Raw genomic sequence first — 25,341 nt, 5'->3', positions numbered from 1 at the left:
ACCGATCGTGCCCGATGCGCTAACCCTCGATGACTTCGCGCTCGAATCGGCCAAGTACGGTCACGATGATGAGGGCTAGCAAAGTCACCATGCCCGCCAGTGCCAGGGTGCCGATGCCGCAGGCCACACCGATGGCACCCGCGATCCAGATGGAAGCTCCAGTGGTGATGCCCTGAACATTGCCACGGCTCTGGATAATGCAGCCCGCACCCAGAAAACCGATGCCGCCGATGATGCCTTCCACGATGCGGGTGGGGTCGATACGGGCGGATGGGTCGCCCTCAGCGGTGGCAAGCAGGATGTGCATGCCCATGATGATGAATGAGGCAGCGCCCAGCGATACCAGCATGTGAGAGCGCAGGCCCGCCGGTTTACCCCGCAGTTCTCGCTCTAGCCCCAGCAGCAGGGCTAAACCGGCCGCTGCCAGAAGCCGGATGGCCATCTGCATAAACGGAATTTCGCTCTCAAACACTGCCTACCTCCTGTTTTCTTGTAATGGTGTCCATATGGCCGCGACATCCGCAGACCTGGGGTCATGGGCCAGTTGAGGAGATTAGCACCTCCAAGCCGCATGATGGGATTCCGCGCTATAATTAGAGAGCAATAACACGGTCAGGTGGCAATTCCATGCGCGAGAATGACGCCCTCGACTATTGGCACGGCCAGGGCCCCGACTATTTCCGTGAGCTTTCCACTTTCGGTGCATTACCGGACGAAGCGGTGTTGCGCATGCTCCAGAAAGGCCGCGTTATCAGCCTTGAGGCCGGCGAGCGCCTCTACTCCAAGGGTGAGAGCAGTGAAGAGTTCTACATTGTTCTCAGTGGCAGGATGAATTCCTGGATGCCGAGGCGAGACGGCGGCTGGACGCTTGCCCGTTGCCATGAGCCCGGCGACGATATGGGCTTTGTACCGATGATTGCGCTGGTTGATCGGCCAGCCAGCACCCAGGCCGAAGTTAATTCGGTTGTCCTCGAAATCAGTTGCGGCCAGTTCCTGGACTTGCAGCAAAAAGAGCCGGACGTTTTTGGCCTGATGTTGCTAAACCTGGTCCGGGGTATGGCCAGAACCGTTATCACCATGGTGTCGATCATGGCTGAGCGGGATTCCCAATTGCACAAGGTATATTCCAAGGCACCCAAGCCCATACAAAAGTGACCTGATCCCCTGGTCAGTATGGGGCTGGTTGCGCGCCGACATTGTCATGTTACGCTGACCGAGACTGATGTTAGAGCTGTCGGAGAGGTCGTTTTGACGTCCATATCGAGCACAAAATTTGCTCTTTTTGGCGCTGCACTGATTGCGATCAGCTACGGGCTTGCGCGCTTTGCTTTCGGCTTGTTTGTCCCACCTATCCGCGCCGACTTGGCGTTGTCCCCGGATTTGATCGGTGTTATCGGTGCCCTGCCGCTGATTAGTTTCGTGTTGTCGACCTTGATTGCGCCTTTGGCAGCTGTGCGTCTTGGTGCCCGCAATACTGCCGTGTTATCGGGCGCTTTCGGTGCGGCCGGGCTGGCCTTGATAAGTCAGGCTGCTGGGGCTTGGTCGTTGGGCATCGGTGTTTTCGCTTGCGGTATCTGTACGGGCTTGATGATGCCTGCCCTGACCGCGGCCATGCAGGTACTTGTGGACCGAAGCGTACACGGGCGGGTCAGTTCTGTGATGAATGCGGGCACCAGTATTGGTGTCGCCTGTGCAGTGCCTGCGGTCCTGTTTCTGGCCGGAATCTGGCGGTACGCGTACATGGTGTTCGCTATTCTGGCGGTGATAGGAATGGTTGGTGCCTGGTATGTAATTCCCTCGGTGTCTCGGGTTACACCATCGGATGCGGCGCCGCCTGCGCCCATCACCACCGTGCAATGGTGGCGGCTATTCAGGCTTTCGCTGTTTGCGTTTGCGATGGGCTTTGTCTCGGCCGCGTACTGGATCTTTGCTCCGGATCTGGTAGTCAGCCTAGGCGAGATGCCTCCCAGCGCGACCGGGTGGTTATGGCTGGCAGTAGGCATCGCCGGACTTGGCGGTGCCGTGATAGCTGACCTTGCAGATCGCAACAACCCGCCTATTACACAGGCGCTGATGCTGATGATGCTGGCGACGAGCCTCGCGCTGCTGGCAGCCAGTCCCGACCAACTGATTCTGTCTGCTTTTTCCGCGATGGTTTTCGGATTGGCCTATATGAGTCTGACTGGCCTGTACCTGATGACCGGCATCCGGCTGTTGCCGGGCCGGTTGTCGATGGGCCCCGTATTGCCTTTCCTGGCCGTCTCCCTTGGCCAAGCCGTCGGTTCGCCTATTGTGGGCGTGTTGGTAAACAATTTCGGTTACAGTGACGCGTTTGCCATCTTCTGTGTGATTGGCATTCTGGTGGCGCTGCTGTCGCCCCTGTATCCGGATTACATTGCTGAGGAGACTGGAGAGGCTGTGGAGGAAGAAACTGGCTTGCAAGCGGCGTATGACTATCAGCTTCAAGATGATGAGGGTGAACCCTACAGCTACGACACTCCGGCCGACGGCCCCGAAAAGGAACCACAATGACGAAGCCAAGTGAAGCCAGGCAGCGGGCGATCCTTGAGCGATTGGACAAGTTCAGTCGCTTTACCGACAGCAGCATTGGCATTCCCTTCACCAAATTCAAGATTGGCGCCGAAGCCGTCATCGGCCTGTTGCCGGTAGTGGGTGACATGGCCGGACTGGTGTTGTCTGGGTACGTGCTGGTTGAGGCGCAACGAGCGGGAGCCAGCAAGGACGTGAAGCTGCGGATGCTGCGCAACATGGGCATCGATTTTCTCGGCGGCCTGCTGCCTGTGGTAGGCGACGCCTTTGATGCCATCTTCAAGGCCAATACCCGCAACACCCGCTTGCTGAGAAACTATCTGGAAGAACAGTTGGCGGTGGAGCCGCCTCCGCCGCCGTTCCCCTGGATGACTTTGATCTGGCTGTCGGTTCTGTTTGCCATCGTCACCGGCGGGCTGTCGCTGGTCCTTTGATCGTTTTCCCCTTTACTCAACCACTTTGAATAGCTTGCCCAGACCGGTTTGTGGCTTCAATTTTCCGCACAGTCGCAAGGCTTCCCAAAAACTGACCTGATTGGCGGTCAGAACGGGTTTACCAATGGCCTGCTCCAACTCCGTCAGCCAGGCGGCGGAATGCAGCGCGGTGTCGGGAATGAGTAAGGCGTCTGCCTTCTCGCGTGTGTTGGTGATGGCGAAATCAATCACATCTTGCCTGCCCAAGGTGCCCACCTCGGCGGCAGTGGCAATGCCCTGGCTGGATAGGTGCACCACGTCGATGTCGAAATGATTCAGGAACTGGTGGAACCGTTGCGCCACATCCTCGGGGTAGGTCGCTGCAATGGCCACGGTTTTCGCATCGATTGCCTTCACAGCCCGGGCGAATGCCATAGCGGTGGTTGATGCAGGTACGCCGAGGAGTTTCTCCAGGGTGTCGATCTGCTGGCGAATGCCGTCCAGGCCAAGCACGAAGCTGGCACTGGTAGAGGTCCATAGCACCGACTCAATGCCGGAGCCTGCAAGCGCCCCAGCCCCGGCTGTCAGCCTCCCGACACTGCCCATTTCACTGAGCGCTTCCACTGTGTGGGCATCTTCCTGAAACTCCGTGTGAACGAGATGAATCTCGGCATGCGGCTCTGTCATGGAGCCCATCCGTGGGTAGTCGTCTTCGGCGGCGTGGCCGGGGTAGAGGAAGCCGAGTCTGGCCGGTGGTGATGTGTGGGTCATGTTCAGCTATGCCCTCGTTTCTTCTCTGCTAAGTGACTGGAATGAGCCTAGCCCAGTCCAGTCACTTACGCCTGTGATCGTCTTAGCTATTTCTCAGTTTGACCGAGGTAACCCGGTTTCGCGAACTCTCAGGCTGACGTTCACGGTTACTCATACGAAGACCTGCAATGACCGTCAGTGCCCCCAGCCAGATGGCCATGGAATAGCGTTCGTCAAACCAGACGACGCCGATGGCCAGCCCAAACATCGCCGCGACGGCGCCAAGCTGGCTATAGAACACAGGGTTGGAACGTTTTTGTAGCTCGAATGCGCAGTAGTAAGTCAGAGCGGTCAGCAGGCCTTGAGGAATAATGATGGTAAGAAACTGTGTCCCGTACTCTGTTGAGACCAAAGGCGTTCTGAGTGCCACAGCCAGCGCACCCAGAGTCACGGCAGAGGCGAGCAGAGTGCCGGCGGCCAACGTCATGGGCATGGTGTCGGTTGGCCACGCCACTGAACGATAGACATTACCGATGGATAGTGAGACTGGAATCAAAAGGCCGAGGGCGAACCAGAGCCCACTAGGTTGATGCATCTCCGTATGTCGCTGGAGCACAATCCAGGCGCAAGCAGAGACCGCAATTGCCAGACCTGTGAGCTTTGCCCAGTTCCGGGATTCCAATCCCATTGTAGTCGCAATGAGGAATGTGAATATGGGCGGCAGGGCATACATGATGCCGGTGAAGCCGGCGCCCAGTTTGGTCACCAGATAAAACGCGATGGCGTTGGGAATGGCTATGCCGGTCAGACCGCTAATCAGAAAATACTTGGTCAGCCGCCGCTTGAAAATAGCGCAAGGCCGCCCGGGCCAAAGAAGCAGAACCGCGCCTGCTATGAGTGTTTGCCAGAACGCATAGGTGATAGCTGGAACCCCCTGAGCTGTAGCCGCTTTTGCCAAGGCCAGCATCAGTGCAATGAGGAAACCATTAGCCAGCAGTAAACCCCAGATAATTGCCTTGGGTGGCAACGGTCGGTTCGCGATCAGGGCAGTCATGGTCCGCCTCCTAAAGTGTGCGGGGGTGAAATATCTGATGCTCAGTCTGCCTGATACTATTCATTTGATAACTGGGTCTATTCGAATAATACTTGTTCCACTTTGGAAACTATTCAGGAGCAACTATGGCCACTGACAAACTGGTTGCCATGAAGGTTTTTCGGCGTGTTGCGGAAGTGGGCAGTTTCACCCGAGCGGCAGACGATCTGGGTGTAACCGCTGCGACGGTCAGCAAGCACATCGCTTTCCTGGAACAAGACGTAGGTACTCGACTAATCAGCCGGACGACACGGCGCATGCATTTGACCGATGCGGGGCTGGCGTTTCTGAAGCGAACCCAGGCCATTCTGGACGATCTTGAGGAAGCGGAGTTGGAGGCCAGAGGATTTCAGGCTGAGCCCAAGGGGATCATCCGGATCAACGTGCCTATGTCATTCGGTCTGACTCACATTACCGAGGCCATCGATAGTTTTCTCATTCGTTACCCGGAAATAGAAGTGGACCTTCAGCTCAGCGATCAGATGGTTGATCTTGTCGAGCAGGGTGTTGATATCGCGATTCGGGTCCGTAGTGCGCTCCCTGACTCGAGCATGCTCGCCAAGCCTTTGCGGCAGTCGCGGAATATTGTCTGCGCGTCACCGGGGTATCTTGCAAATGCCGCGGAGATCAAACGCCCTACTGATCTTGTCCAGCACAATTGCCTGGCTTTTACCCATCATGATCGTCCCAGAGTCTGGGAGCTGGGAGAGAAACAAGTCACGGTTAATGGCAATTTCAGAACTGATAGCAGCCTGGCCATTCGTCAGAGCCTGTTGCGAGGTTTGGGGGTGGGGTTTCTCCCGCGCTTTCTGGTACAGACGGATATAGAAAACGGGACGCTGGTTCCGTTGCTTGAGGAATTTCCTCCCAAGCCTTACACCGTGTTTGCCATCTTCCCTCCTGGGCGGAAACAGCCAACGAAAGTCCGCCTTTTGCTGGAGCATGTGGATCAGCATTTGGGGGAAAAGCCCTATTGGGAGTAGCGTCTTGATGGCAAGGCGTTAATCGGTTTCGGCCTGATTGTTTCAAAAATGGAAAGTATAAAGTTCCATACTGTCCGTTTATTAGTGTTGGCCTGTTTCATAGAGTGAAAACCTCCTATCCAAACGAGGTGAGATCCATGAAACGTTATTCAGTAGTGCCCCAGATCACGATGCCGTCCGGTCACCATCCCTTTAAAGGGGGAGAAATAATGGATATCCACTCCGCTCTGGATTGGCGCTACGCCGTCCGTGAGTTTTCTCCGGAGAAACTGGATACCAAAATCGTTGAAAACCTACTGGACGCCACGCGCAAAAGTGCTTCCTCCTACGGCCTTCAGCCTTACAAAGTAATCATGATCGAATCTCAGGATCTGCGCAGGGATTTGCTGCCGCACTCCTATGGACAGCATAAGGTTCTGAACTGTTCTCATTTGATCGTCTTTGCCGTAGAGACTCGCGTTGGTGACCACACCGTTGATCGTTACATCACGAAGTACCAGAACGTCAGGGATGTTTCTTATTCAGATATTGCGGGTTACGCCGATCATATGAAAAAGGCTTTAGCCGCAAAATCGGAAGCGGAACAGACGGGTTGGGCGCATCAACAAGCCTACATTGCGCTCGGGACGCTGCTTGCGGCAGCGGCTTCTATGAGAATTGACAGTTGTCCCATGACCGGGATTGACGCCCGTGCCTATAACCAGATTCTGGGGCTCAACGATCTAGGGCTGGAAACCAGCGCCATTGTCGCGCTGGGGCTCCGGAGCCCGAGAGACCATAGCTCGGATTTACCCAAGGTCCGCTTCGATTTTGACGACTTCGTGATTCGACGCTAGGAATTGTGAACCGGAACCCATACCGCTGAAACCGGGAAGCAGTGATCGCGTCGGTGAGCATCAGGACGATATAAGGGGGAAATGTGATCAGGGTCATTTATCGCTGGCGAGTGTCGTCGGAGAACTTTGAGGCCTTCAAGGTCGCCTGGCGTCATACAACCAACCAAATTCATGAGCAAGTTCCCGGCGCTTTGGGCAGTTTCATGCTTAAGGCCTCAGAGGCCGAGGAAGAAATTCTAACGATCGCAAAGTGGGAATCGCTGGAGGCCTGGCAGGCGTTCTGGGGGGCTCAAAACCCGGAGCAGATGGAGGGCATGCGAAAGCTGGGTACGCAGCTTTCCGTTCAGGCCTATGATGAGATCGAGGATTTTACGCGTTAATCGCTAGCTTCGGGCCCACGGAAGGAATCGTACACAACGTAACAGCGCTGTGCGGGGTTGGTGGACAAGTCGAAGCCGACGCGTGTGTAGCGGTTGTACAGACGAGTTTCAAGCCGGGTGTTGCAAGGAGTCGGCGAAAAAATGAAGCAGGCCGATACTGGGTCTCAGTGGCGACCTGTTGTGTGAAGGTTATCGAGTGTTCTGACTGCGCTTAATTTTGCGGGAAAGGCCGACACTCAGAAGCCCCAGCGACAGCAAAGCCAAGGTCCCTGGTTCGGGAGCGCTGATTACCACCCCGGGATTCTGGGTGAGCGAAACATCGCCGGTCCAGGTGATTCGGTAGTCGCCGTGGTCCGATCGAACTCTGTCGCATTCCTCGCCAATTCCATCGGCACAGGAGTCAGGGTAGAAAGCCGACTCATTGATTCCGGCCAGTATCTCGTTCATAGAGAGACCAAACGCACCGACAGCAAGAAAGTAATCGCCGGCGGTCAGATTGGATGACATGAAAGAGTCGTAGTAGTGAATTGAACCGTCGGAGCCGAGAGTGGTTGGGGAGTCGTCATTGCGATTGATCTTGTCGTCTTGGGTTAGAACGCCATCGTTTTTCAAAAGGTAAATATAGGTGTCGAGGAACGCCAGCTCGCCGTCGCCATTTACATCCCGGGCCAAGCCGGTAGTTGCCTCGATTTCCCATGAGAGAAGGTCAAACGTGACATCGCCACCTGAGGTCGAAAATCCCCATAGATCGATGGAGGATTGAGTTTCACCGAGCCGTTGGATGGTGCCTTCGGTTATCAGCCCGGCCTTCGCCAAGCTCGCACACATAATACTAGCCACTAAGAAGGTTATTATTTTCATACTCTTTCCCTAGAGTTATTTGTTTTCTCGCACGGCTGCATGTGAGCAAGATACAGACCAATAATTAATGCATTGTTTTTATTGGCATTAATTAAGGTTGTAAGTTTTTTGCAATAGAAAAGTAAAAGAACCTGACGTCAATCTGCGTGACCCCGTTCAAAAAACATTTGCAGCTAACAACTGGCGTGGAATATCAATTGCTCCCGTTGTTCGCTCGGGGCCTGCAGTGGGAGCAGACTGTATGGTTATTTCTGAAGTGGAATGCGACTTGTAAGAAATATGGACACTGCGATGAATCGAGGGTGGGCCGTGTGTAGACGCCTTACCTTGCGGCGTACCCCAGAGTCAGGCAACGCTAGGCGGTTGCGGTGGTCGGACAACACGCCAAAGCGCTCACGCAGTCACTGAAGACTTCACTGGAAAAATGGCTGTGATCCTCTGGGCCCTTCGCAATAAATAAGCCGCCGCCGGATTCGGTAATGCCACAGTCAATCATCAGGTTGTCGCTGAGCTCGAAGTCCTCAATGGCGTGGCCAAGCTCGTCCCGGCTGCCGGAACCGGCGCGCTCGTGATAGCTCTGGCTGTTCATGGTAAACCCGAACGCGGGCTTGCCCTGGCCGATCATATAGCCCACTTCGAACACCGTACCCGGGTCCGCGCTAATGCCCCTGAACGGAGTCAGGTTGGCGATAATGGCATCGCAGCTGTCCATTAGCTCCCGGTTTGCCCGGTAGATTCGCAGGCCTTGATCCTGCTTCGATTCGTGCTCGGGGAACGCCAGATCAGTATCCAGTGGGTCGACACCCTCAAATCCATGCTCCCGGAGCAGTCGCTTTTTCTCGGCCACGATGGCCCGGTGTTCCTGTTTCGGAAAAAAGACCTCCGGGCCGGCGAGGTAGATGCGGTGTGGGGAAGTCATCGGTGCTCCTTGGCAGTCTATCTTTTCAGGCCTCGATCAGTGCAGGACGGAACATATTCGAGGCCTCATGCGTTGCTCTTTGTTAGGCTCTTAATGAAATAACAAGGACAACATCAAATGTCTCATTTTAATTCGTGCCCAGTGGTCGAGGCGACAGTATGAGCGACTACAACATCAATGGCCTGGCCATTCCGCTATTCCTCATACTGATGCTGGTGGAGTACGGCGTGTTGCGGCTGCAGGGTCGCAGTTTGCACCGCTTTAACGACAGTGTGAACAGCCTGTCCATGGGCCTTTTGTTGCTCATTTCCGATGCCTTGCTGAAAGCCTATACCTTCGCGGTATTTATCTGGCTGTGGCAGAACCATCGGTTGATCGATTTTCAGGTGGAGAATCCGATCACCTGGCTGGTGTTCTTTCTGGGCGTCGACTTCTGTTACTACTGGTTTCATCGCATCGCCCACCAGATCAACCTCCTGTGGGGCGCGCACGTGGGTCATCACCAGGGTGAGGAATACAACTTCACCACGGCGTTGCGCCAGAGTGCATTCCAGTACGCTTTTTCCTGGGTGTTCTACTTGCCTCTGGCGGTGCTGGGCTGTCCGCCGGTGGTCTTCGTGGTTCAGTTCGTGGTGCTCAAGATGTACCAGTTCTGGTTGCATACCCAGTCCATTAACCGCATTCCGATAATTGAAGGGGTGATGTCTACGCCGTCTAGCCACCGTGTACATCATGCCAAGAACCCGATCTACATTGATCGCAATTACGGCGGCACCCTGGTGATCTGGGACCGTCTGTTTGGCACCTGGCAGCCGGAGCTGGCGGACGAGCCGTGCCATTACGGGACAACCCGTCCGCTGGATACCCTGAACCCGGTTCGCGCCAACCTGCAGCACTGGTCGATGCTGGCCCGCGACACCATCAACACCGCGCGCTGGCAGGACAAGGTATCGCTGTGGTTTCGGCCCACTGGCTGGCGCCCGGCGGATTGCCTGGCTATGGACGCCGCTGATCCGGGCATGCAGAAAACCGGTTGCAGCGACCGGCCCAAGTACGACCCACAGACCACTCCTGGCAAAAAGCTCTATGTGGGCTGCTCCATGATGCTGACATTTATCGTCTGCACCGCGTTTATCTTCTTCTCGCCACAACTGCCCGGGTGGCAGGTAGCTACGGGAACGGTGCTGGTGATCGGCGGGCTGGTCATTGCCGGGGATCTGTTGGAAAACCGGACCCGCTTTCAGTGGCTCGAGTGGGTGAGAGTGCCACTTCTGGTCTGGTTCGCCGCAAGCCTTTGGGGCGCAACGGCTCTGGGCTGAAAGCCAATGCCTCCGTCGATCCGGGTCAACCCTCCAGATCTGGCGGAGGGGATAATGAGGTGACGCATTGTAACGCTTATGAGGTGTCACCGTGGACAAAGACTCCCCCTGCAGTTGCTAACGGTGTACCCCTACGAGAAATCTTCGGTGGGCACTCTGCTGCTTGGCAGTGTCAGTGAAAAAGTGGTCCGGCATGCCACAGGGCCGGTGACTGTGGTCGGACAATAAGGCCCGCTTGCGATTTCCGTTCGGGATACTGAGGTCAGCCCGCCTCTTTCACCCTGTCCAGCGTGAGACCTTTACGGACTTAGAATCTGTATTTCCCGCCGCCACCGGTTCATGAACACATCGCGACGCATGGGATCCACGAATGCCAGGAGTGAGGCATCAATGGGAATTGGGTATAGGCGCTCGCCAACCTGATCCCGCAGCCGCTGCGAGGTGTAGGGACCGACCACATCCGGCAGCACACTGAACAACGGCGTTTCGCCGGCGAGAATCTGTTGGCCGTCGGCGCTCAGCAAGAAATTCATGAATGTACGGGCGGCCTCGGGGTTGGGCGCATCGCGATGGATGAACGCCATGCGCATCATCACCAATGAATAGTCTTGAGGGATCTGCACAATAAGCTCGGGATGGCTGCGGGCCCACTGGATAGCGTAAGAGCCCAGCAGGTTGTAGCCGACCCAATAGCGCCCATCGGTGAGCCCCTCGAGCATCTTCTGAGTGGAATTTTCAAGGTGCACGTCGGCCGCGCCCAGGGCGGCAACCAGATCCCAGAATCGAGGGGAATAGCGGGCATCTTGCTGGAACAGGGTATAGCCGATGCCGCTTCCGGAGGGGGAATAGGTTGTGACCCGGCCACGGAGCATATCCTTATGGGTGTTCAGGATGGTGTGGAGGTCGGCATGGGTCTGGGGTGGCAGCATGTGGCGGGCCAGATCGAGCCGGTACACGGTCACGATGGGTTCGAAGGTAAACCCAAACACTTCGTTGCGCCATTTGGCCCAGCTTGGCCACTCTCGGGCGGCGCTGCTGTCCAGTGGTTGGGCGAGGCCGTCATTTACCCGGGCCATCTGCCAGGGCATGGCCGAGCTGATGACCACATCGGGGGCTGGTGAGGCGTTTCGGGCCCGTTCATCCACCTCAAGGGTGGACTGGTCCTGGAAGGACACCTCAATTTCCGGATGGGCCTGTTCAAATGCTGCAAGCAATGGCGCCACCACGGGCAGATCCAGGGCGGCATCAACTTCGAGCGTGGTTTTATTCTGTGCCATTGCCGCGGATGGCAGTAGGCCCGCCGCCAATAGCAGTGTTATCAAAGGTGCCGAAAAGTGCGCCCACAACCAGCGTTTCATGTCAGGTTTCCTCGGCCAGAACTGGGAATATAATGCATATGCACAGACCGTGGCCCGGCTCGCTGTGAATTTCGAATGTTGCCTGATGCCGTTGCACGATGGAGTTGACGATAGCAAGGCCGAGCCCGGACCCCTCGGTGTCCTGGCGCCCGCCGCGCTCGAAAGGCTGGTGCAGACGGTCCAGCAACTCTGAGTCTACGCCAGGGCCGTTGTCCTGAATCCGCAGTTCCACCGTGCTTTCCTGCTTGGTCAGGCTCAGGGTGATCTCGCTGCCAGCCGGGGTATAGCGCAGAGCGTTGTCAATAAGGTTGCCGATCAATTCGTGCAGAGACCAGGGTTCGCCCTGAATATAAACTGGGGCGTCGGGCAGGGCAGCCATGCCTAAATCGTGATGTTTTGCGACGTTGCGATCGGCCCACTCGGTGATCGTTTCGCGCAACAGGTCCGACAGATCGATCTGCGTCTTTGGTCTGGCCTCGGCGTGGCGCAGGCGTGACAGGCTGAGCAGTTGCCCGGCAAGGCGGCTGGTGCGTGCGCTGCTGTCATGAACGGTTTGAAGCGCCTTACGCCAGTCCTCCGGCTGGTTGCTTTGCAGTGCCAGTTCGCTCGTGCTTTGCAGCCCTGCAAGAGGTGTTTTCAGCTGGTGGCTGGCATCGGCGCTGAAGCGCAGTAGCGCATTGCGGCCTTCCCTCTGTCGTTCGAAAAGAGCGTTCAGAGTTTCCGCCATGTCGTACAGCTCGCCCGGCACTTCCGCGTTCAGGGGGCTGACGTCATCAGCTTTGCGCTGGCGGATGAGCTGTCGCAGGCGCCGGACCGGGCCCAATGCCGTTCGAATGGCCACCAACATTAGCAGCCCGGTCAGCATAACCATGACAACAAACCGGATCAGAGCCTTGGTGAACAGGTCTTGAGTCAGGGATTCCCGGCCGGAAAGGGTGTGGCCGACCCAGATCTGCAAGGGCTCTACGGATTCCCAGCCAGCGGATTTCAATTGGCGGCCGTGAACCCTGATGGGTGCGCCGGCATACTGAAGGAAGCTCCAAACCGGCTCAGACTGACGTGACGCATGGTGATGCAGTGTCTCCAAAGTCGCCGCATCCAGATTGCCCGTCACCGACTGGCCGTCGTTGTCCACAACCGCATAAAACACCCGCTCCTGCTGCCCGGTTGCGAGCATCTGAAAGGCGGCGGCGGGTATCTCCACCACTGGCTGGCCGCCCTGCCACTGGACCGCTTCGCCGATTGTCAGGCTGGCCGCCTTTAGCAAACTGTCATAAGCACGATCTGCTGCCCGCTCCGCGCTGGTGTATGCCTCAATCAGCAGAAATGTGCCAAGAACGCCAAACGCTGCGAGCAGCCAGGCACCTAGCCGCTGTTTCAGGGTGCCCTTAACAACGATCACTCCGGATCATCCTCGAGGCGATATCCCAGGCCGCGCAGAGTGCGGATGCGCACGCCGCTGCCTTGCAAGCGTTTGCGCAGTCGGCTGACGTAGACCTCTAAGGCATTGGGGCCGGCCTCACCAAAGCCGAACAGCCGGTTAATCAGGTGCTCACGCGGGGCAATACGCCCTGCGTACAGGAGCAAACCCTCTATCAATCCCAGCTCCCGGGGCGGTAGGTCCAGATGCTCACCGAACAAAGTGGCGTGGCCGGAGGCGGGATCAAAGCACAGGGGGCCAAAGCGGAGATGATTGTCGATGCGCTGCTGGCTCCGGCGAAGCAAGGCCCGCACCCGGGCCTGGAGTTCCGGTAGGGAAAATGGTTTGGTCAGGTAATCGTCGGCACCCAGGTCCAAGCCTTTAACCCGCTCTGCTACGCCGTCGCGGGCCGTCAGGATCATGATCGGTGTGGTATCGCGTCGCTCGCGAATTTCCTCCAGTAACGAAAGCCCACTGCCATCCGGCAGACCCAGGTCCAGTACCACCAGGTCGAACTGGTTGTGCGCCAGTGCAGCGCGCGCCTCCTTAAGGCTGGTGAATACCTCCACCGTGTTGCCCAGGGGTGCCAGGCCCTGATGCAGAGAGTCGGCAATTAACGGGTCATCTTCAACGATCAGCAGACGCATGGCGGGTTTCTTGAAAGTGGCGGACAGCGATTATCGATGGCTGACAGGTTAATGACAGGTTGTGTCCATAGGATAACTCTGGCCATCGATACGATGGGTGGCGGAGGCGCGTCGCTGCGCTCCGCTCAAAACAAATACAACAGGAGTTCGACATGAAATTCAACACCGCATTCCTTCGCCGGTCTGCAGCCGCTGTTATGGGCGCTGCCTTGATGACCGGATCCGTTCAGGCCTTCGCCAAACCCACCGAATGTATCGCACCTGCCAAACCAGGCGGTGGTTATGACCTCACGTGCCGTCTTGCCGCCAATGCCCTGCAGGAAACAGGGTTGATCGACCAGCCCATGATGGTCAGCTACATGCCTGGCGGTATCGGAGCCGTCGCCTACAACCACGTCAACGGTGTTCGTAAGGACGACCCCAACCTCATCGTTGCCGCCAGTACCGGCGCTGCCGTTAATCTGGCACTGGGCAAATTTGGCCAGTATGACGCCGACGAAGTGCGCTGGTTGGGTGCCCTGGGTGTGGATTATGGCGCCATCGTGGTGAAAGCTGATGCCCCCTGGCAGAACCTGAAAGAGCTGGCCCAGGATCTGAAGACACAGCCTGGCAAGATCGTCTTTGGTGCCGGTGGTACTGTTGGCAGTCAGGACTGGATGAAGGCAGCGCTTACCGCCAAGGCAGCCGATGTTTCACCCCGGGATTTGCGCTATGTGGCCTTTGAAGGTGGCGGTGAATCTCTGGCGGCACTTCTGGGCGAGCACATCCATGTGTTCACCGGCGACCTCTCTGAACTTCGCCCACACCTGGATTCCGGCAAAGTGCGCGTGCTGGCTGCGTTGGCCGAAGAACGTGTGGGTGGCCCTTACGCCGATATTCCTACCGCGGAAGAGCAGGGTTACGACGTGCAATGGCCGATCTGGCGTGGTTACTACATGGGGCCGAACGTGAGTGATGAGGCATACAACGCCTGGGTGGCGCGACTGGAAGAATTGGCGGGTACCGAGAAGTTTGCCGAGATGCGTGACGCGCGTGGCCTGTTTCCCATGGAGCGCTATGGCGACAACTTCGACACATACGTGAAAGAGATGGTTGTCCAGTTCAAGGAATTGGCTAAAGAAGTTGGGCTGACACAATGAGAATTGCCGCCGACCGTATTCTGGGGCTTGCCTTGATCGGTTTGGCGGCATTCGCCGCCTTTAATGCCTCACAGTTTCAGGTGAACTTCAGCTACGAGCCCGTTGGGCCGAAAGCATTCCCTATCCTGCTATCGGCCATTCTGGCCACCTTGTCACTGGTGCTGGTGTTCCGGCCCGGCGAGAACGGTGACTGGCCCGACAAGCGAGTAACCCTGAAGCTGTTAGCCGTTCTGGGAGTGCTCCTGGTTTATGCCTTGCTGTTTACCCGTCTGGGCTATGTCGTCATGACCTTCCTGACCGTGCTGTCCCTGGCCCGCCTTTTTGAGGCCTCCTGGAAAAAAGCCGTGATCGCTGGAGTGCTGATGACCCTGGGGAGCTATTACCTGTTTACCCTCGGGTTGGGTATTGCTTTGCCAGGCGGCCACTGGCTGCCCGACTTCAACTGAGGTGCCTGGTATGTTCGATTTTCTGATTCAAGGTTTTGACGTTGCCCTCAGCCCCATGAATCTGGGGCTGGCTTTTCTTGGGGCACTACTTGGTACGTTGTTTGGCGCGCTGCCAGGCATCGGCCCTATCAATGGCATTGCCATTCTGATGCCGCTGGCCTACACCCTCGGGTTGCCTGCGGAGTCCGCGCTGATCCTGCTGGCGGGTGTTTACACGGGGGCAGAATATGGCGGACGTATGTCCAGCATTCTGCTAAATGTGCCGGGCGACGCCGGCGCGGTGATGACTACCCTTGATGGCCATCCGTTGGCCAAGAAGGGACTGGCTGGGCCGGCGTTGGGACTCTCTGCGGTCAGTTCGTTCGTGGGCGCAACCATTGCCATCATTGGCCTGACGTTGTTCGCACCGCTGCTGGCGGAAGTGGCCGTAATGTTTGGCCCGGCCGAGTTCTTCGCACTCATGGTTTTTGCCTTTGCATCCATGTCGGTGATGATGGGTAACGACCCGATCAAAACCGGCATTGGAGCCGTGCTCGGTGTGCTGATTGCCATGGTCGGCGTCGACTCCGGTACTGGGGTGATGCGGTTCACCTTCGGCATGGCTGAGCTGTACGACGGCATCGACTTTGTGGTGATGATCATCGGCCTGTTCGCTATCAGCGAGATCCTGCTGATGCTGGAGCATGCCCACGGCAAGAACGCGAACCAGGAAATACCGCCACTGGGCCGTGTGATGGTCAGCGCCAAAGAATTGCTTTACTGCAAGTGGGCGATGCTGCGCAGCGGTGTGATCGGTTTCATCGTGGGTGTGTTGCCAGGCACAGGGGCCTCTGTAGCAGGTGCCGTCACGTACACCACTGAGAAGCGTCTGTCCGATAAGCACAACACCTTCGGTACCGGCGATATGCGCGGCCTGGCCGCCCCCGAGGCAGGTAATAATGCCTCCGCTGCTGGCTCTTTTGTACCGATGCTGACGCTCGGCATTCCGGGCTCAGGAACCACTGCGGTTCTGCTTGGCGCGCTCATGCTCTACAACATCACGCCCGGCCCCATGCTGTTTACCGAGCGCCCTGAAGTGGCCGGTGGCCTGATTGCCTCACTCTATATCGGCAACCTGGTGCTGTTGGCGCTCAACCTTCCGCTTGCGGGCCTGTTTGCCAAGACCCTCACCATGCCACGCTGGGTACTGGTGCCGGGAATTGCGATTCTGGCGTTTGTTGGTGTGTATCAGCTGCATTCCGATCTGATGGCCATTTACCTGATGCTGATCATTGGTGTTTTCGGTTATGCCTTGCGCAAACTCGGCTTCTCACTGGCGCCCGTGATTCTGGGGTACGTGCTGGGCGGACTGATGGAAGATAATCTGCGCCGGGCGCTTTCCATCAGCGGCGGGGAAGTTGGCATTCTGTGGAATTCAGCGATCTCTGTTGGCTTGTGGATTGCCGCCGTGATGCTGTTGGTGTTGCCATGGATGCTGTCTCGGGCATTTTCCCGCAAGTCGCCGGTAACGGCATGATGGGCCTGGGGATTCAGCGTTGATCGCCCTGATCAAAGAGCGTTGCATCGCGGGTGGCAGACTGCTGCCCGCGCTCGCGATTGGCGGCGTAGGCGGAGGTCTGGCCTACGCCGTTCACATGCCCTTGCCCTGGTTGCTGGGTGCCTTGATTGCGACCACGGTGCTCAGCCTCGCTGGCGTTCGGCTGCAGGCGCCCACCAACTCACGCAAAGCAGTATTGGTGGTAATTGGTGTCATGCTGGGCGGTGCCTTCACGCCAGATCTGGCCGCGAACCTTGCGCTCTGGAGTATCAGCCTGTCCATCATGTTCATGGCTACGGCAGTCATGATCGTGGTCTCGGTTTGGCTTAGCCGCCGAGTTGCCGGAAACTCCATTGAAACCGCTATCTATTCCGGCGTTCCCGGTGGTATCTCCTCCGTCACCCTGATGGCCGCCGACAGCAGTGCCGATTTGCGGATCGTCGGACTGACCCACGGGGTTCGCATTCTGGTGGTGTTGCTGGTGATTCCGCCCTTAATGCAGTGGTCTGAGCACGTTAGCCTTCAGCAGCCCAGCATGACACTTACGCAGTGGCTGGCGTTTCCAGGCTTTGACGAAGCGCTGATGCTGGTGATCGCGGGTGTTGCGGGCGCCTGGCTCGGCCAGTGCCTGCGGCTGCCAAATCCGTTGCTGTTCGGGCCCGTGCTGTTATCTGGCGCGCTGCATGTGAGTGGTCTTAGTGAAGCGACAATTCCGCCGGTGATCATTGCTCTGGCCCAGATTGTAATTGGGGTGTCAGTTGGCGCCCGGTTTGTTGGGGTGTCGTTGGCGTCGGTAGGCTCTAGCGTCGTGATTGCCCTGGTTCAGGCTGTGGTGCTGCTGGTTATTGCCATCGTCGCCGCCTGGATTGCACACGTGACGACCGGGTTCTCACTGGCAGCGGCACTGCTGGCGTATATGCCGGGTGGCGCTCCCGAGCTGAGTCTGGTCGCACTTTCCCTGGGAATTGAGCCGGCTTTTGTCACTTCGCATCACTTGGCGCGCATCACCATTTTAATTCTGTTGATGCCGGCGCTCGTGGCGTTTTTGAGGCGTGTTGGGGACTGAATGATTTTGGGAGCCCGCCGATCATTCGCGGCGGGCTCGTTATCTCCTTGGAATTCTCTCAGCTCAGTTACACTGACCTGCCTCATAGAACCCTTCGCCGGTTTCCTTTACCCAGGTATAGATCCCGGATACGGAGCCGAGGAAGTCATCCCCTCCCGTCGAATAGTAGCCACCGGCGTAGTAAGCGCGGCCTGCGTTGTCGTGGTTGAGGTTGGTGTCGTTCCAGTCCTGACAGGCAGGGGGCTCACCGCCACCTCCGTTTCCACCATCGCCACCACCACTGCACGCGGTCGGTTCGCTGGCGTACCAGAGCCCCGGATCCCCTTCGTACAGAGTGACGCTGTTCCAGGTGTCATAGGACGCGCCGATGTCGACGTCGTCGCCATTGGCGAACGTGCGGTAGTTGTAGGCACCGCCGGCATAAGCGCGGCCTGCGGAGATGTGCGCGTTGGGCGAGGCCGTGGCTTGCTCACAGGTTTCGGTCGGGGCATTAGGGTCATAGACCACCACCTCGCGGTCTTTCAAAGTGGTATTGCTGTCACTGTCGGTGGCTGAGTAGGTGCAGGTGTAGGACCCGATGGTAGAGGTATCCACCGCACTGCAATCGGCCGTGACAGTGACCGAACCGTCCTCCGCGTCGTCAGCGGTGGCGCCCGGGTCGGTGAAGGTGGTGTTAACGGCCACGTTCATCGGGTTGTCGCCAATCAACGTGATGACCGGAAAACCCTCGGGCTGGGAGCCATCACGGCTATGGCGGTCAAAGAAGTCCCAGATGAGGTCCGGGTAGCTGGGGCCGACTTTCACAGACCATTTGCCGTTGTTGCCATTGGCGCCGCCAACCCAGTAGTGCCCGTGATTCGTGTCCTGGGTATTGGGGGTGGATAAAGGGCCATCGAGGTAAATGGTCTCCACCACCGAGCGGGTGCCGACAGTACCGTCTTCGGTATATCGGATGTGTTGGCAGCTGTAGTTGTTCTGGTAGTAGGGCGCACACGCGGTGGATGACGCCTGGGCCTCGCTGGTGGTGTCATAGGCGGGCGTGCCGAAAACCTTGAGATGTGCATCGCGAGTGTTATCCGCTGCCGTTTTCAGCACGGTGCAGTCATTCTCGTTTTGCAGCACCATCAGCGGAATGGGGTAACTGTCATCCAGTTCGTTCTGCATATCCGAGACCACTCGGGAAACACTGTGAAAATTGGCGCTCCCCGGACACTGGCCGGACAGCGACACCGATCCGGCATCTTCGCCGTAAGGCAAACCGGCCGCGGGTGCAGCAGCAGCCCAGTATTCGTTATGAGTTACCGCGGCAACAATGGTCATGGCGCCGCCGGAGGATAAGCCGGTGATGAATCGGCGGTTGGGATCGATGTTGTAGTTGGCCTCAACGGCAAGGCCGATCTGGTGCAGGTCCTCCGTCTCGCCGGCGCCTTCGTGACGATGGTGGTCGAACCAGAATCCCCAACAGTTCTCGTTTCGTAGACCGTCGTAAGTGGTGATAAACGGAGCCACCAGAATGAATCCGTAGTTGTCGGCAGCGGCGGTCAGGCCCCAGTCGTTAAGCACATCATTGTTGGTCTGTTTGCAGCCATGCAGCGCCATCACCATTGGGGCGGGTGAGGCGACATTATCCGGCACATACACTTTGTAGTCCCGGGCGCGGGACTGGCTGTAGGGTTGTTGTGGCAGGGAATAGGAGTAGGTTTGGCCCGCAGAGGAGGGCGCAGCTGGAGCCATCAGCAGGGCTGACAGCATGAGTGTCGACAGCGCGGTGCCAACGCGCAGTGATAGGGATGAACGTGTGATCATCGAATGCTCCTTTTATTGGATTTATTTTTCGGCGGGTAATGCCAAGGAAGTTTCGTGCCAGCTATGTAACTATCTGAATTTATTGGTTTTGGTTTGTGGCCGGTTGGGCGAAGTGGCCGGGATGTCGGACGGGGTGTCTGGATTTCCTGACTAAAAAGCATTAACAGAAACTCCGGGAAGCGTGCTAAAACTCGCGGCCTCGACAGCGGCCTGCGCAGATCTTCGTGAGCCTTGTGTCTTTCTCAACCAATCGGGATGACGATATGTCAGACAAATTTTTCTACAAAGGCCGTCAGGATGCGCGTCAGCATCACACCCGTTACGGCGGTTTTCAGACCAACGCAAGCCAGAAGAGCGGAACCCGGAAGTTCCCGCTGTCGCTGGTGGTTACCAGTGAAGCGCGCAAACAAGAGATCGAGACACAGGTGGCCGAGGCCGGGCTGTACGCAAACGTAGCTCTTGATACCCGCGAAGGCGCCACTGAATCCATCAGCGAGCTGACTGTCATTCTGAACAAAGGCAATACGGTCACCGCGGAGAAATTGCCGTCTCGTAACGACCCATGCACGTGCGGTAGCGGGCTTAAATTCAAGAAATGCTGCGGCTGACAGCAATTGAGGTGAATTGATGATTATTTGCGGTGTTGAACTGAGCGGCAGCGATGCGGTGGTGTGTTTGCTGAACCTGGATCAGGGGCAGTTCAGTCTTCCTGAGTGCAAGGTGCGCAAGCTTACGCTTAAGAAGAATCACACCAGAGCAGACCTGCAGGAATTTCAGGCCTCGTTCGCGAAGCTGCTTTCCGACTATAACGTGCAAAAAGTCGCGATCAAGGAGCGGATGCCGAAGGGGAAGTTTGCGGGCGGTGCCATCAGTTTCAAACTGGAAGCAACCATTCAGCTGATTTCGGAGGTCGACGTGGAAGTGACACTGTTGTCGCCAGCGCAGATCAAATCCACGCTGGCTGCAAATCCGCTGCCGATCACCTTTTCGGAGACCGGCTTGAAGGTGTTTCAGGAGTCCGCGTTTGTCGTCGCGTTTGCGGCACACATGGCGAAGTAGCATCTGTTAGTATGCGGGCAAGTTTAAATCACCCGTCTAATCGTGGAGTCTCTTGCCTGTGAAGCGTTCTTTCCTGTTTGCCATCGCCGCCATCACGCTGTTGTCTGGCTGCCAAACCTCGACCTATATGTCGTCTGCGGCGACTGATGGCGATGGTGTTACCTGCAGTGAAATCTACCAGGCTTTCAATGCCTACGATCGTGACCGCCAGTCCGCAGAGGCTCTGGCGCAGCTAAGTACTCTCGTCAGCCCGGAAGCGGGTAGTTACGCCGAGATGGGCGTTAATTCCGCCTCCAAGTACTACGAACAGATTGAAGCCAGCGCCAATATTGCGTTGGCTATTCGAGGGTGTCAGCCGGTTGGATGAAGCCTGATTGCGAAGCCTGCCCCCTATTCCGAAAAACCTGCCGTCGTCGCTCGAATAGCGTCAGCTTTTTAAACACTATCGGCGCGTAGGCTGAGCTAACTGCTTGTCTGCAAAGCGTCGGCATTAATAATGCTTGAGCACTCTTTTCTTCGCCTCAAAAGGAACTTGGTGCCATGCGCTTTTTCATTTTGGTTTTCCTGTCAATGGCCTGCTCGATAGGGTGGGCCGCACCCATCACGTATATCTTTGAAGGTCACACGACGGGAATTCTTTCTAACGTCGGTGATTTAGATCCACGGAGCGCCTTAATTCGAGATGATGGTTTGGTGATAACCAACGGCAATGCGTTCATGAGTGGTCAAATCGTGTTTGATCCGATGGCGACGCGCAGCGGGGCCGGAGGCACTGGCCGGGGTGAGGTTCTATCCTGGGCGTTTTCGACGCTCGGTCTGACTTACCACAATGCAGGCGGCGCCTTCCACTATCTGAACTTTTTAAGTAACTCATTTGTATACGCTGACGAAGTCCCCCTGGGAGGATACGGCCCTGACGTAGTAAGCATGGATCTCGATTTTAGCGGCTCGCCGTTCGCTTTCGGGCCAGATCATTTTCCAATTGAAGATTTTATCGGGGGACGCTTTTCTACTGCCATCGACTTGGCCTGGGTTAACGACAGTATCACCATGTATGGTTTGACTGGGGTGATTACTTCGATGCGCGCTTCGGTCGTACCTGGCCCCTCATCGGTAGTGACGCTGTTAACCGGGCTGCTCTTTGTGTGGGTGAGGCGTCCCTCTAAGAAAGTGTTGCCCAGCTAATAGCTGCAAGATTCAGTTTTCTGTGAAGCATTCTTCACGGGATGCGGGTTCGTCTATGCCGCCTCAAACTGTTAGCGCGAAGCTCAGCAGCCAGCGGTTTCCGCGTTGAATTTTCTCGACGCGATGCTGGTGAAGGTCTGGGCGAAACAGAACGATCCGCCCTGCCAGATTAAACAAATTCCGATCACAGATGAACTCCCCGCCCACCTTTGGTTTAACCAGTACGCAATTGAGTTTATATAGGCGCCCCTTGGCAATCATGTCCAGGTGGGGGCCCACCTTATGGCCTTCCGGGTAGCGCACAAGATAAATATTCAGTCGTTTCGACCGAAGGAGGATTCGGGTTTTCACATTCGCTGTCATAATGACAATAGTCTCACAATGAATTTTAAGGAACCAAACGTCTTATGCGATCTGTTGCTCTTCTTGATGGTGGTCTTGGCCAGGAAATATACCGGCGCGCCCGCGAGCTGAGCTCTCCGCTGTGGTCGGTCGCCGTCATGCTGGAACAGCCGGAGGTGGTGACCAGTGTGCATGAGGATTTCATCCGGGCCGGGGCCCGAACCTTGTCGCTCAATACCTATGCGGCCACGCCAACCCGGTTGCGAGAGCAGGGGATGCTGGATCGTCTGGAAACGATTCATCAGCAGGCCTTCAATGTGCTGGAAAAGGCGATTAAGGCTGCCGGCGTCGACGTGGACATTGCCGGTTGTTTGGGGCCTTTGGTTGGCAGTTATAAGGTTCAGCCAGATCGCACTTTCGACGATCTGAAAGCCGAATACGATACCCTCGCCCGACTCCAGTCTCGTGCCGACGTTCTTCTCATCGAAACGATGACCAATACACTGGAAGCGAAGGCCGCCTGCGCTGCGGCTCAGGCTTCAGGCAAGCCCTATGGCGTGGCCTTTCGCCTGGAGGGCAATGGCAAACTGAAGTCTGGCGAAAGTCTTTCAGAGGCCATTGCTGCCGTCGCAGCTTATACCCCCACGGCGGTCATGTTGAACTGCTGTGACCCCGAACTGGTCACCGCTGCCATGCCAGAGCTCGTAGGCCTGTATCCCCACGTTGGCGGTTACGCCAACGCCTTCAAGTCGGTGGAGGCTATGGCGCGTGGCGGCTCAGTTGATGCCTTGGAGGCCAGGCCTGACGTTTCCCCGGGCAGTTATACCGAAGAGGTTCGTCATTGGCTGGCGGATGGTGCCAGTGTGGTCGGTGGCTGCTGCGAAATCACACCTGCCCACATCCGTCACATTGCGGATTCTCTGGCCGACGAGTTCACTCTTGTTCGGTTTTCACAACTGCCTGGGCAGGACTGACAGTCAGTCCGTCCGGTTCTGCTGCTTCCGCCTTGACCGTCGGGCCTCGATATACTGCATCGCATCGCTATGAAGGGGCAGGTGTAAAGCGTCGAGCAGGTCGTAACGGTTATATCCCAGGTCAGACAATATCTCGTCCCGCTCCGCCAGCAGTGACCGAGCCATGCGCCGGAAATTCTGGCGCCGCGAATAACTCTCCATCCAGGCGGTAAACGGCTGATACGGGGCAGATTGATGATGGTTCTTGAATGCCAGCATGGTCGTCACCTGTCGGTTAGCAGTTAGCCCTTGGTACGCGCTTGGTTTTTCGCGTCTTACAGTCTTACCAGCGCTTCGAAACACTAGGATGGCTGTCATGATGCGTTCAATCAAACGAAAAGAATTTAAGTTTGCCTTCAGTTATGCTTAAGTGAGATTTCACCCTTCACCACGGGAGGCGAGGCACGTGAACATGCCCTTGCTCGATAATGACGTACTCCGAACCTTCGTAGCTATCTCGGAATGCGGCACCTTCACCGAAGCCGCCAAGATGGTCCACCGCACTCCTTCTGCACTGAGCATGCAGATCAAGCAGCTTGAACGGAACCTTGGCAAAAGCCTGTTTATCCGGGCGCCCCGACAGGTCACTCTGACGGCAGAGGGCGAGGTGCTGTTGGATTACAGCCGACGATTGCTCCGCTTGAATCAGGAGGCGGTACAGCACTTTATTGCCCCCTCGCTGGAGGGCAAAGTGGGAATCGGCACATCGGATGATGTGGGAACCCGGATTCTGCCGGAGGTCCTAGCTCAGTTCGCTCGTTCCTATCCGGCAGTTCTGGTGGATGTGGTGGTCGGCTCCAGCAAGCAGAACTTGGCCCGCCTGGATTCCGGGGACTTGGACATGGTGCTGGTTACGGTCGCCAATGAGGGGCGGGAAAGCCGTGGCGAGGTGGTTCACGATGAGCCGTTAGTCTGGGCCGGCCGGGAAGGCAGTTCTGCATTTCTTCGGACGCCGCTTCCCATTGCCCTGGCGCACGAGGGTTGTGCCTGGCGCCAGATGACGCTCCGGGCTCTGGACCGTGTCGGTAAACCCTACCGCATTGCCTATACCTGTGAACATTGCTCCGGGCAGGAGGCGGCCATGGTGGCTGATCTGGCGGTGGCGCCGTTCCCCAAGAGCCTGGTTCGGCCTCCTTTGAAGCAGATAGTCAGCGATGACTTACCGGATATCGGTTCCTACCAATTGGCCCTGGTTCGCCGTGGGTCCAACCCTCTAAACGATGCCCTTGCCAGCCATGTAAAAGGCGCGTTTCAGAGTCTCAGGTAAATCGGCAGAGCCTGTTGGGCTAATGAAGGGGCTAACGAATGGGCTGGGCGAAGAGTGCGCTCAGGCGTTGGTCTTCATCCGAGCGAAAGTCATCCAGGCCAAAGCGTGCCGGGCAGGGCACTTGATTCGGTGAGAGGTAGGTTTTGAACAGGCGATCCCAAAGGGTAAGAACCTGCCCGTAATTGCTGTCAGTCTCCGGCTGACAGGCCGAGTGGTGAATCTGGTGCACTCTTGGGGTGACCAGCACTTTCGCGAGTTGCTTTTCCAGGCTTTCAGGCATGCGGACATTTGAATGCGACCAGAGCGCAAAGCACCGGTGTAAAAGCACGTACGTCAGCAGGTGAGCGGGAGTGAAACCCAATAGGCCAATAAACCCAGTCATCAGGATGAGTTTCAAGCCAACCTCGCCAGGGTGGTGCCGGAAAGACGTGGTGACGTCCATGTCCAGGTCGCTGTGATGGGTGCGATGCAAACGCCACAACCAATGCAGTTCATGACTGAAACGGTGCACCCAGTACAGACTGAAGTCCATGATGATAAAGGCCAGCAGTGTGCCCCACAGTAGTCCAAGGGAGCTGGCATTAAAGGCCTGCCAAGGCCCGTCGACTGCGACCAGTGCTAACGCCAGCGGCAAACAGAAGCGAATCACCTCGTTGGTAAAGGCAAGCCCAATGTTATTGCACCAGCGGTCGAGACGGGAATAATGTAGAGAATTTCTGGCAAGGATGGGCTCAAGCGCCAGCAGCAGAACGACTCCGACCAGTGTTACCAGCCCATAAATTCCCATGAAGCCCCTCGCCGAACAGTCTCATCGACCCGCGGAATGCGATACAGCCAAAGCTCGCACCCCGCAGCGCTGACCTACTTACGAAACTTTCTTGCAAGAAACAGCATGACACCTGCGGTGGCAAACAGGCCGAGAACACCTGGCTCAGGCACCGACGTCGGTGGT

31 protein-coding genes are annotated in these 25,341 nt (G+C 57.0%); 18 read left to right on the top strand and 13 right to left on the bottom strand.

Annotation, left to right across the window (positions count from 1 at the left end; genetic code table 11):
• Positions 1-19: 19 nt before the first annotated feature.
• Entirely contained in the window at positions 20-472 is a 453-nt protein-coding gene (locus tag QUE89_RS13480) for an MgtC/SapB family protein (RefSeq protein ID WP_286220590.1), read from the bottom strand.
• A gap of 155 nt (positions 473-627) precedes the next feature.
• On the opposite strand from QUE89_RS13480, the gene QUE89_RS13475 reads away from it, so the two are divergent.
• The 3 genes from QUE89_RS13475 (at position 628) to QUE89_RS13465 (ending at position 2,984) form a co-directional block, all read left to right on the top strand.
• Entirely contained in the window at positions 628-1,155 is a 528-nt protein-coding gene (locus tag QUE89_RS13475; protein WP_286220589.1) for a Crp/Fnr family transcriptional regulator, read from the top strand.
• 93 nt (positions 1,156-1,248) lie between these two features.
• Positions 1,249-2,532 (top strand): MFS transporter, encoded by a 1,284-nt coding sequence (locus QUE89_RS13470; RefSeq protein WP_286220588.1) that lies wholly within the window; start codon positions 1,249-1,251, stop codon positions 2,530-2,532.
• Positions 2,529-2,984 (top strand): DUF4112 domain-containing protein, encoded by a 456-nt coding sequence (locus QUE89_RS13465; protein WP_286220587.1) that lies wholly within the window; start codon positions 2,529-2,531, stop codon positions 2,982-2,984. Before QUE89_RS13470 ends, QUE89_RS13465 begins: the two co-directional genes overlap by 4 nt.
• Positions 2,985-2,996: 12 nt before the next feature.
• On the opposite strand, the gene QUE89_RS13460 is transcribed toward QUE89_RS13465, so the two are convergent.
• Complete coding sequence (locus tag QUE89_RS13460; protein ID WP_286220586.1) at positions 2,997-3,734, bottom strand: maleate cis-trans isomerase family protein; 738 nt, start codon at positions 3,732-3,734, stop codon at positions 2,997-2,999.
• Positions 3,735-3,816: 82 nt separating this feature from the next.
• Positions 3,817-4,767 carry a DMT family transporter gene (locus QUE89_RS13455; protein ID WP_286220585.1) on the bottom strand — a complete coding sequence of 317 codons (951 nt, stop codon included), beginning with the start codon at positions 4,765-4,767 and terminating at the stop codon, positions 3,817-3,819.
• Between the two features lie 125 nt (positions 4,768-4,892).
• Between QUE89_RS13455 and QUE89_RS13450 the strand changes: the two genes are divergently transcribed.
• The 3 genes from QUE89_RS13450 to QUE89_RS13440 all read left to right on the top strand — a co-directional run bounded on the left by QUE89_RS13450 (position 4,893) and on the right by QUE89_RS13440 (position 7,005).
• Positions 4,893-5,789 carry a LysR family transcriptional regulator gene (locus QUE89_RS13450; protein ID WP_286220584.1) on the top strand — a complete coding sequence of 299 codons (897 nt, stop codon included), beginning with the start codon at positions 4,893-4,895 and terminating at the stop codon, positions 5,787-5,789.
• 137 nt (positions 5,790-5,926) lie between these two features.
• The gene (locus QUE89_RS13445) at positions 5,927-6,625 is read left to right on the top strand and encodes a nitroreductase family protein (protein WP_286220583.1); all 699 of its coding nucleotides are present in this window, start codon (positions 5,927-5,929) and stop codon (positions 6,623-6,625) included.
• Between the two features lie 83 nt (positions 6,626-6,708).
• The gene (locus tag QUE89_RS13440) at positions 6,709-7,005 is read left to right on the top strand and encodes an antibiotic biosynthesis monooxygenase family protein (RefSeq protein WP_286220582.1); all 297 of its coding nucleotides are present in this window, start codon (positions 6,709-6,711) and stop codon (positions 7,003-7,005) included.
• 189 nt (positions 7,006-7,194) lie between these two features.
• Here the strand turns inward: QUE89_RS13440 and QUE89_RS13435 are convergent, their stop codons facing one another.
• Positions 7,195-7,866 carry a DVUA0089 family protein gene (locus tag QUE89_RS13435; protein WP_286220581.1) on the bottom strand — a complete coding sequence of 224 codons (672 nt, stop codon included), beginning with the start codon at positions 7,864-7,866 and terminating at the stop codon, positions 7,195-7,197.
• Between the two features lie 355 nt (positions 7,867-8,221).
• The gene (locus QUE89_RS13430) at positions 8,222-8,785 is read right to left on the bottom strand and encodes a nucleoside 2-deoxyribosyltransferase (protein ID WP_286220580.1); all 564 of its coding nucleotides are present in this window, start codon (positions 8,783-8,785) and stop codon (positions 8,222-8,224) included.
• Positions 8,786-8,943: 158 nt separating this feature from the next.
• Between QUE89_RS13430 and QUE89_RS13425 the strand changes: the two genes are divergently transcribed.
• Entirely contained in the window at positions 8,944-10,104 is a 1,161-nt protein-coding gene (locus tag QUE89_RS13425; RefSeq protein WP_286220579.1) for a sterol desaturase family protein, read from the top strand.
• A 78-nt stretch (positions 10,105-10,182) separates the two neighbouring features.
• On the top strand, positions 10,183-10,332 hold the full coding sequence (locus tag QUE89_RS17385) for a universal stress protein (protein WP_353506791.1): 150 nt from the start codon (positions 10,183-10,185) through the stop codon (positions 10,330-10,332).
• A gap of 71 nt (positions 10,333-10,403) precedes the next feature.
• On the opposite strand, the gene QUE89_RS13420 is transcribed toward QUE89_RS17385, so the two are convergent.
• The 3 genes from QUE89_RS13420 to QUE89_RS13410 are packed head-to-tail and all read right to left on the bottom strand — an operon-like array spanning position 10,404 to position 13,529.
• The gene (locus QUE89_RS13420) at positions 10,404-11,462 is read right to left on the bottom strand and encodes an ABC transporter substrate-binding protein (RefSeq protein ID WP_286220578.1); all 1,059 of its coding nucleotides are present in this window, start codon (positions 11,460-11,462) and stop codon (positions 10,404-10,406) included.
• A 1-nt stretch (position 11,463) separates the two neighbouring features.
• Positions 11,464-12,864 carry a sensor histidine kinase gene (locus QUE89_RS13415; protein ID WP_286220577.1) on the bottom strand — a complete coding sequence of 467 codons (1,401 nt, stop codon included), beginning with the start codon at positions 12,862-12,864 and terminating at the stop codon, positions 11,464-11,466.
• Positions 12,861-13,529 (bottom strand): response regulator transcription factor, encoded by a 669-nt coding sequence (locus QUE89_RS13410; RefSeq protein ID WP_286220576.1) that lies wholly within the window; start codon positions 13,527-13,529, stop codon positions 12,861-12,863. The genes QUE89_RS13415 and QUE89_RS13410 overlap by 4 nt, the downstream gene beginning before the upstream one ends.
• Positions 13,530-13,681: 152 nt before the next feature.
• On the opposite strand from QUE89_RS13410, the gene QUE89_RS13405 reads away from it, so the two are divergent.
• Genes QUE89_RS13405 through QUE89_RS13390 form a run of 4 tightly spaced genes read left to right on the top strand, consistent with a single transcriptional unit; the run spans position 13,682 to position 17,717 of the window.
• Complete coding sequence (locus QUE89_RS13405; RefSeq protein ID WP_286220575.1) at positions 13,682-14,668, top strand: Bug family tripartite tricarboxylate transporter substrate binding protein; 987 nt, start codon at positions 13,682-13,684, stop codon at positions 14,666-14,668.
• Entirely contained in the window at positions 14,665-15,114 is a 450-nt protein-coding gene (locus tag QUE89_RS13400; protein ID WP_286220574.1) for a tripartite tricarboxylate transporter TctB family protein, read from the top strand. The genes QUE89_RS13405 and QUE89_RS13400 overlap by 4 nt, the downstream gene beginning before the upstream one ends.
• Before the next feature lie 10 nt (positions 15,115-15,124).
• A complete protein-coding gene (locus QUE89_RS13395) occupies positions 15,125-16,630 on the top strand; it encodes a tripartite tricarboxylate transporter permease (protein WP_286220573.1) in 1,506 nt (501 codons plus the stop codon).
• 19 nt (positions 16,631-16,649) lie between these two features.
• Complete coding sequence (locus tag QUE89_RS13390) at positions 16,650-17,717, top strand: AbrB family transcriptional regulator (RefSeq protein ID WP_286220572.1); 1,068 nt, start codon at positions 16,650-16,652, stop codon at positions 17,715-17,717.
• A gap of 63 nt (positions 17,718-17,780) precedes the next feature.
• Here the strand turns inward: QUE89_RS13390 and QUE89_RS13385 are convergent, their stop codons facing one another.
• Positions 17,781-19,523, bottom strand: coding sequence for an extracellular catalytic domain type 1 short-chain-length polyhydroxyalkanoate depolymerase (locus tag QUE89_RS13385; RefSeq protein WP_286220571.1), 1,743 nt, complete (start codon positions 19,521-19,523; stop codon positions 17,781-17,783).
• A gap of 263 nt (positions 19,524-19,786) precedes the next feature.
• Here QUE89_RS13385 and QUE89_RS13380 point away from each other — a divergent pair, with 263 nt between their 5' ends.
• From QUE89_RS13380 to QUE89_RS13365, 4 genes are all read left to right on the top strand, one after another.
• A complete protein-coding gene (locus QUE89_RS13380; protein WP_286220570.1) occupies positions 19,787-20,131 on the top strand; it encodes a PBPRA1643 family SWIM/SEC-C metal-binding motif protein in 345 nt (114 codons plus the stop codon).
• A 19-nt stretch (positions 20,132-20,150) separates the two neighbouring features.
• Positions 20,151-20,582 (top strand): DUF3010 family protein, encoded by a 432-nt coding sequence (locus QUE89_RS13375; protein ID WP_286220569.1) that lies wholly within the window; start codon positions 20,151-20,153, stop codon positions 20,580-20,582.
• A 58-nt stretch (positions 20,583-20,640) separates the two neighbouring features.
• Complete coding sequence (locus tag QUE89_RS13370) at positions 20,641-20,949, top strand: hypothetical protein (protein WP_286220568.1); 309 nt, start codon at positions 20,641-20,643, stop codon at positions 20,947-20,949.
• Positions 20,950-21,122: 173 nt separating this feature from the next.
• A complete protein-coding gene (locus tag QUE89_RS13365) occupies positions 21,123-21,767 on the top strand; it encodes a hypothetical protein (RefSeq protein WP_286220567.1) in 645 nt (214 codons plus the stop codon).
• Between the two features lie 63 nt (positions 21,768-21,830).
• Here the strand turns inward: QUE89_RS13365 and QUE89_RS13360 are convergent, their stop codons facing one another.
• Positions 21,831-22,028, bottom strand: a complete 198-nt coding sequence (locus QUE89_RS13360; protein ID WP_286222893.1) for a hypothetical protein — start codon at positions 22,026-22,028, stop codon at positions 21,831-21,833.
• Positions 22,029-22,174: 146 nt separating this feature from the next.
• Between QUE89_RS13360 and QUE89_RS13355 the strand changes: the two genes are divergently transcribed.
• Positions 22,175-23,083, top strand: a complete 909-nt coding sequence (locus QUE89_RS13355) for a homocysteine S-methyltransferase family protein (RefSeq protein ID WP_286220566.1) — start codon at positions 22,175-22,177, stop codon at positions 23,081-23,083.
• Between the two features lie 3 nt (positions 23,084-23,086).
• On the opposite strand, the gene QUE89_RS13350 is transcribed toward QUE89_RS13355, so the two are convergent.
• Complete coding sequence (locus tag QUE89_RS13350) at positions 23,087-23,341, bottom strand: hypothetical protein (RefSeq protein WP_286220565.1); 255 nt, start codon at positions 23,339-23,341, stop codon at positions 23,087-23,089.
• Between the two features lie 193 nt (positions 23,342-23,534).
• Between QUE89_RS13350 and QUE89_RS13345 the strand changes: the two genes are divergently transcribed.
• Complete coding sequence (locus tag QUE89_RS13345) at positions 23,535-24,389, top strand: LysR substrate-binding domain-containing protein (RefSeq protein ID WP_286222892.1); 855 nt, start codon at positions 23,535-23,537, stop codon at positions 24,387-24,389.
• A 31-nt stretch (positions 24,390-24,420) separates the two neighbouring features.
• On the opposite strand, the gene QUE89_RS13340 is transcribed toward QUE89_RS13345, so the two are convergent.
• A complete protein-coding gene (locus tag QUE89_RS13340) occupies positions 24,421-25,176 on the bottom strand; it encodes a sterol desaturase family protein (RefSeq protein ID WP_286220564.1) in 756 nt (251 codons plus the stop codon).
• A gap of 74 nt (positions 25,177-25,250) precedes the next feature.
• Positions 25,251-25,328 (bottom strand): PEP-CTERM sorting domain-containing protein, encoded by a 78-nt coding sequence (locus QUE89_RS17380; RefSeq protein WP_353506809.1) that lies wholly within the window; start codon positions 25,326-25,328, stop codon positions 25,251-25,253.
• Positions 25,329-25,341: the final 13 nt, after the last annotated feature.

The organism is Marinobacter sp. LA51 (genome assembly GCF_030297175.1).
GTDB classification, from domain to species: Bacteria; Pseudomonadota; Gammaproteobacteria; order Pseudomonadales; family Oleiphilaceae; genus Marinobacter; species Marinobacter apostichopi.
Note: the sequence above shows the minus strand (reverse complement) of the source record. Positions and strands in the feature narration are given on the sequence as shown.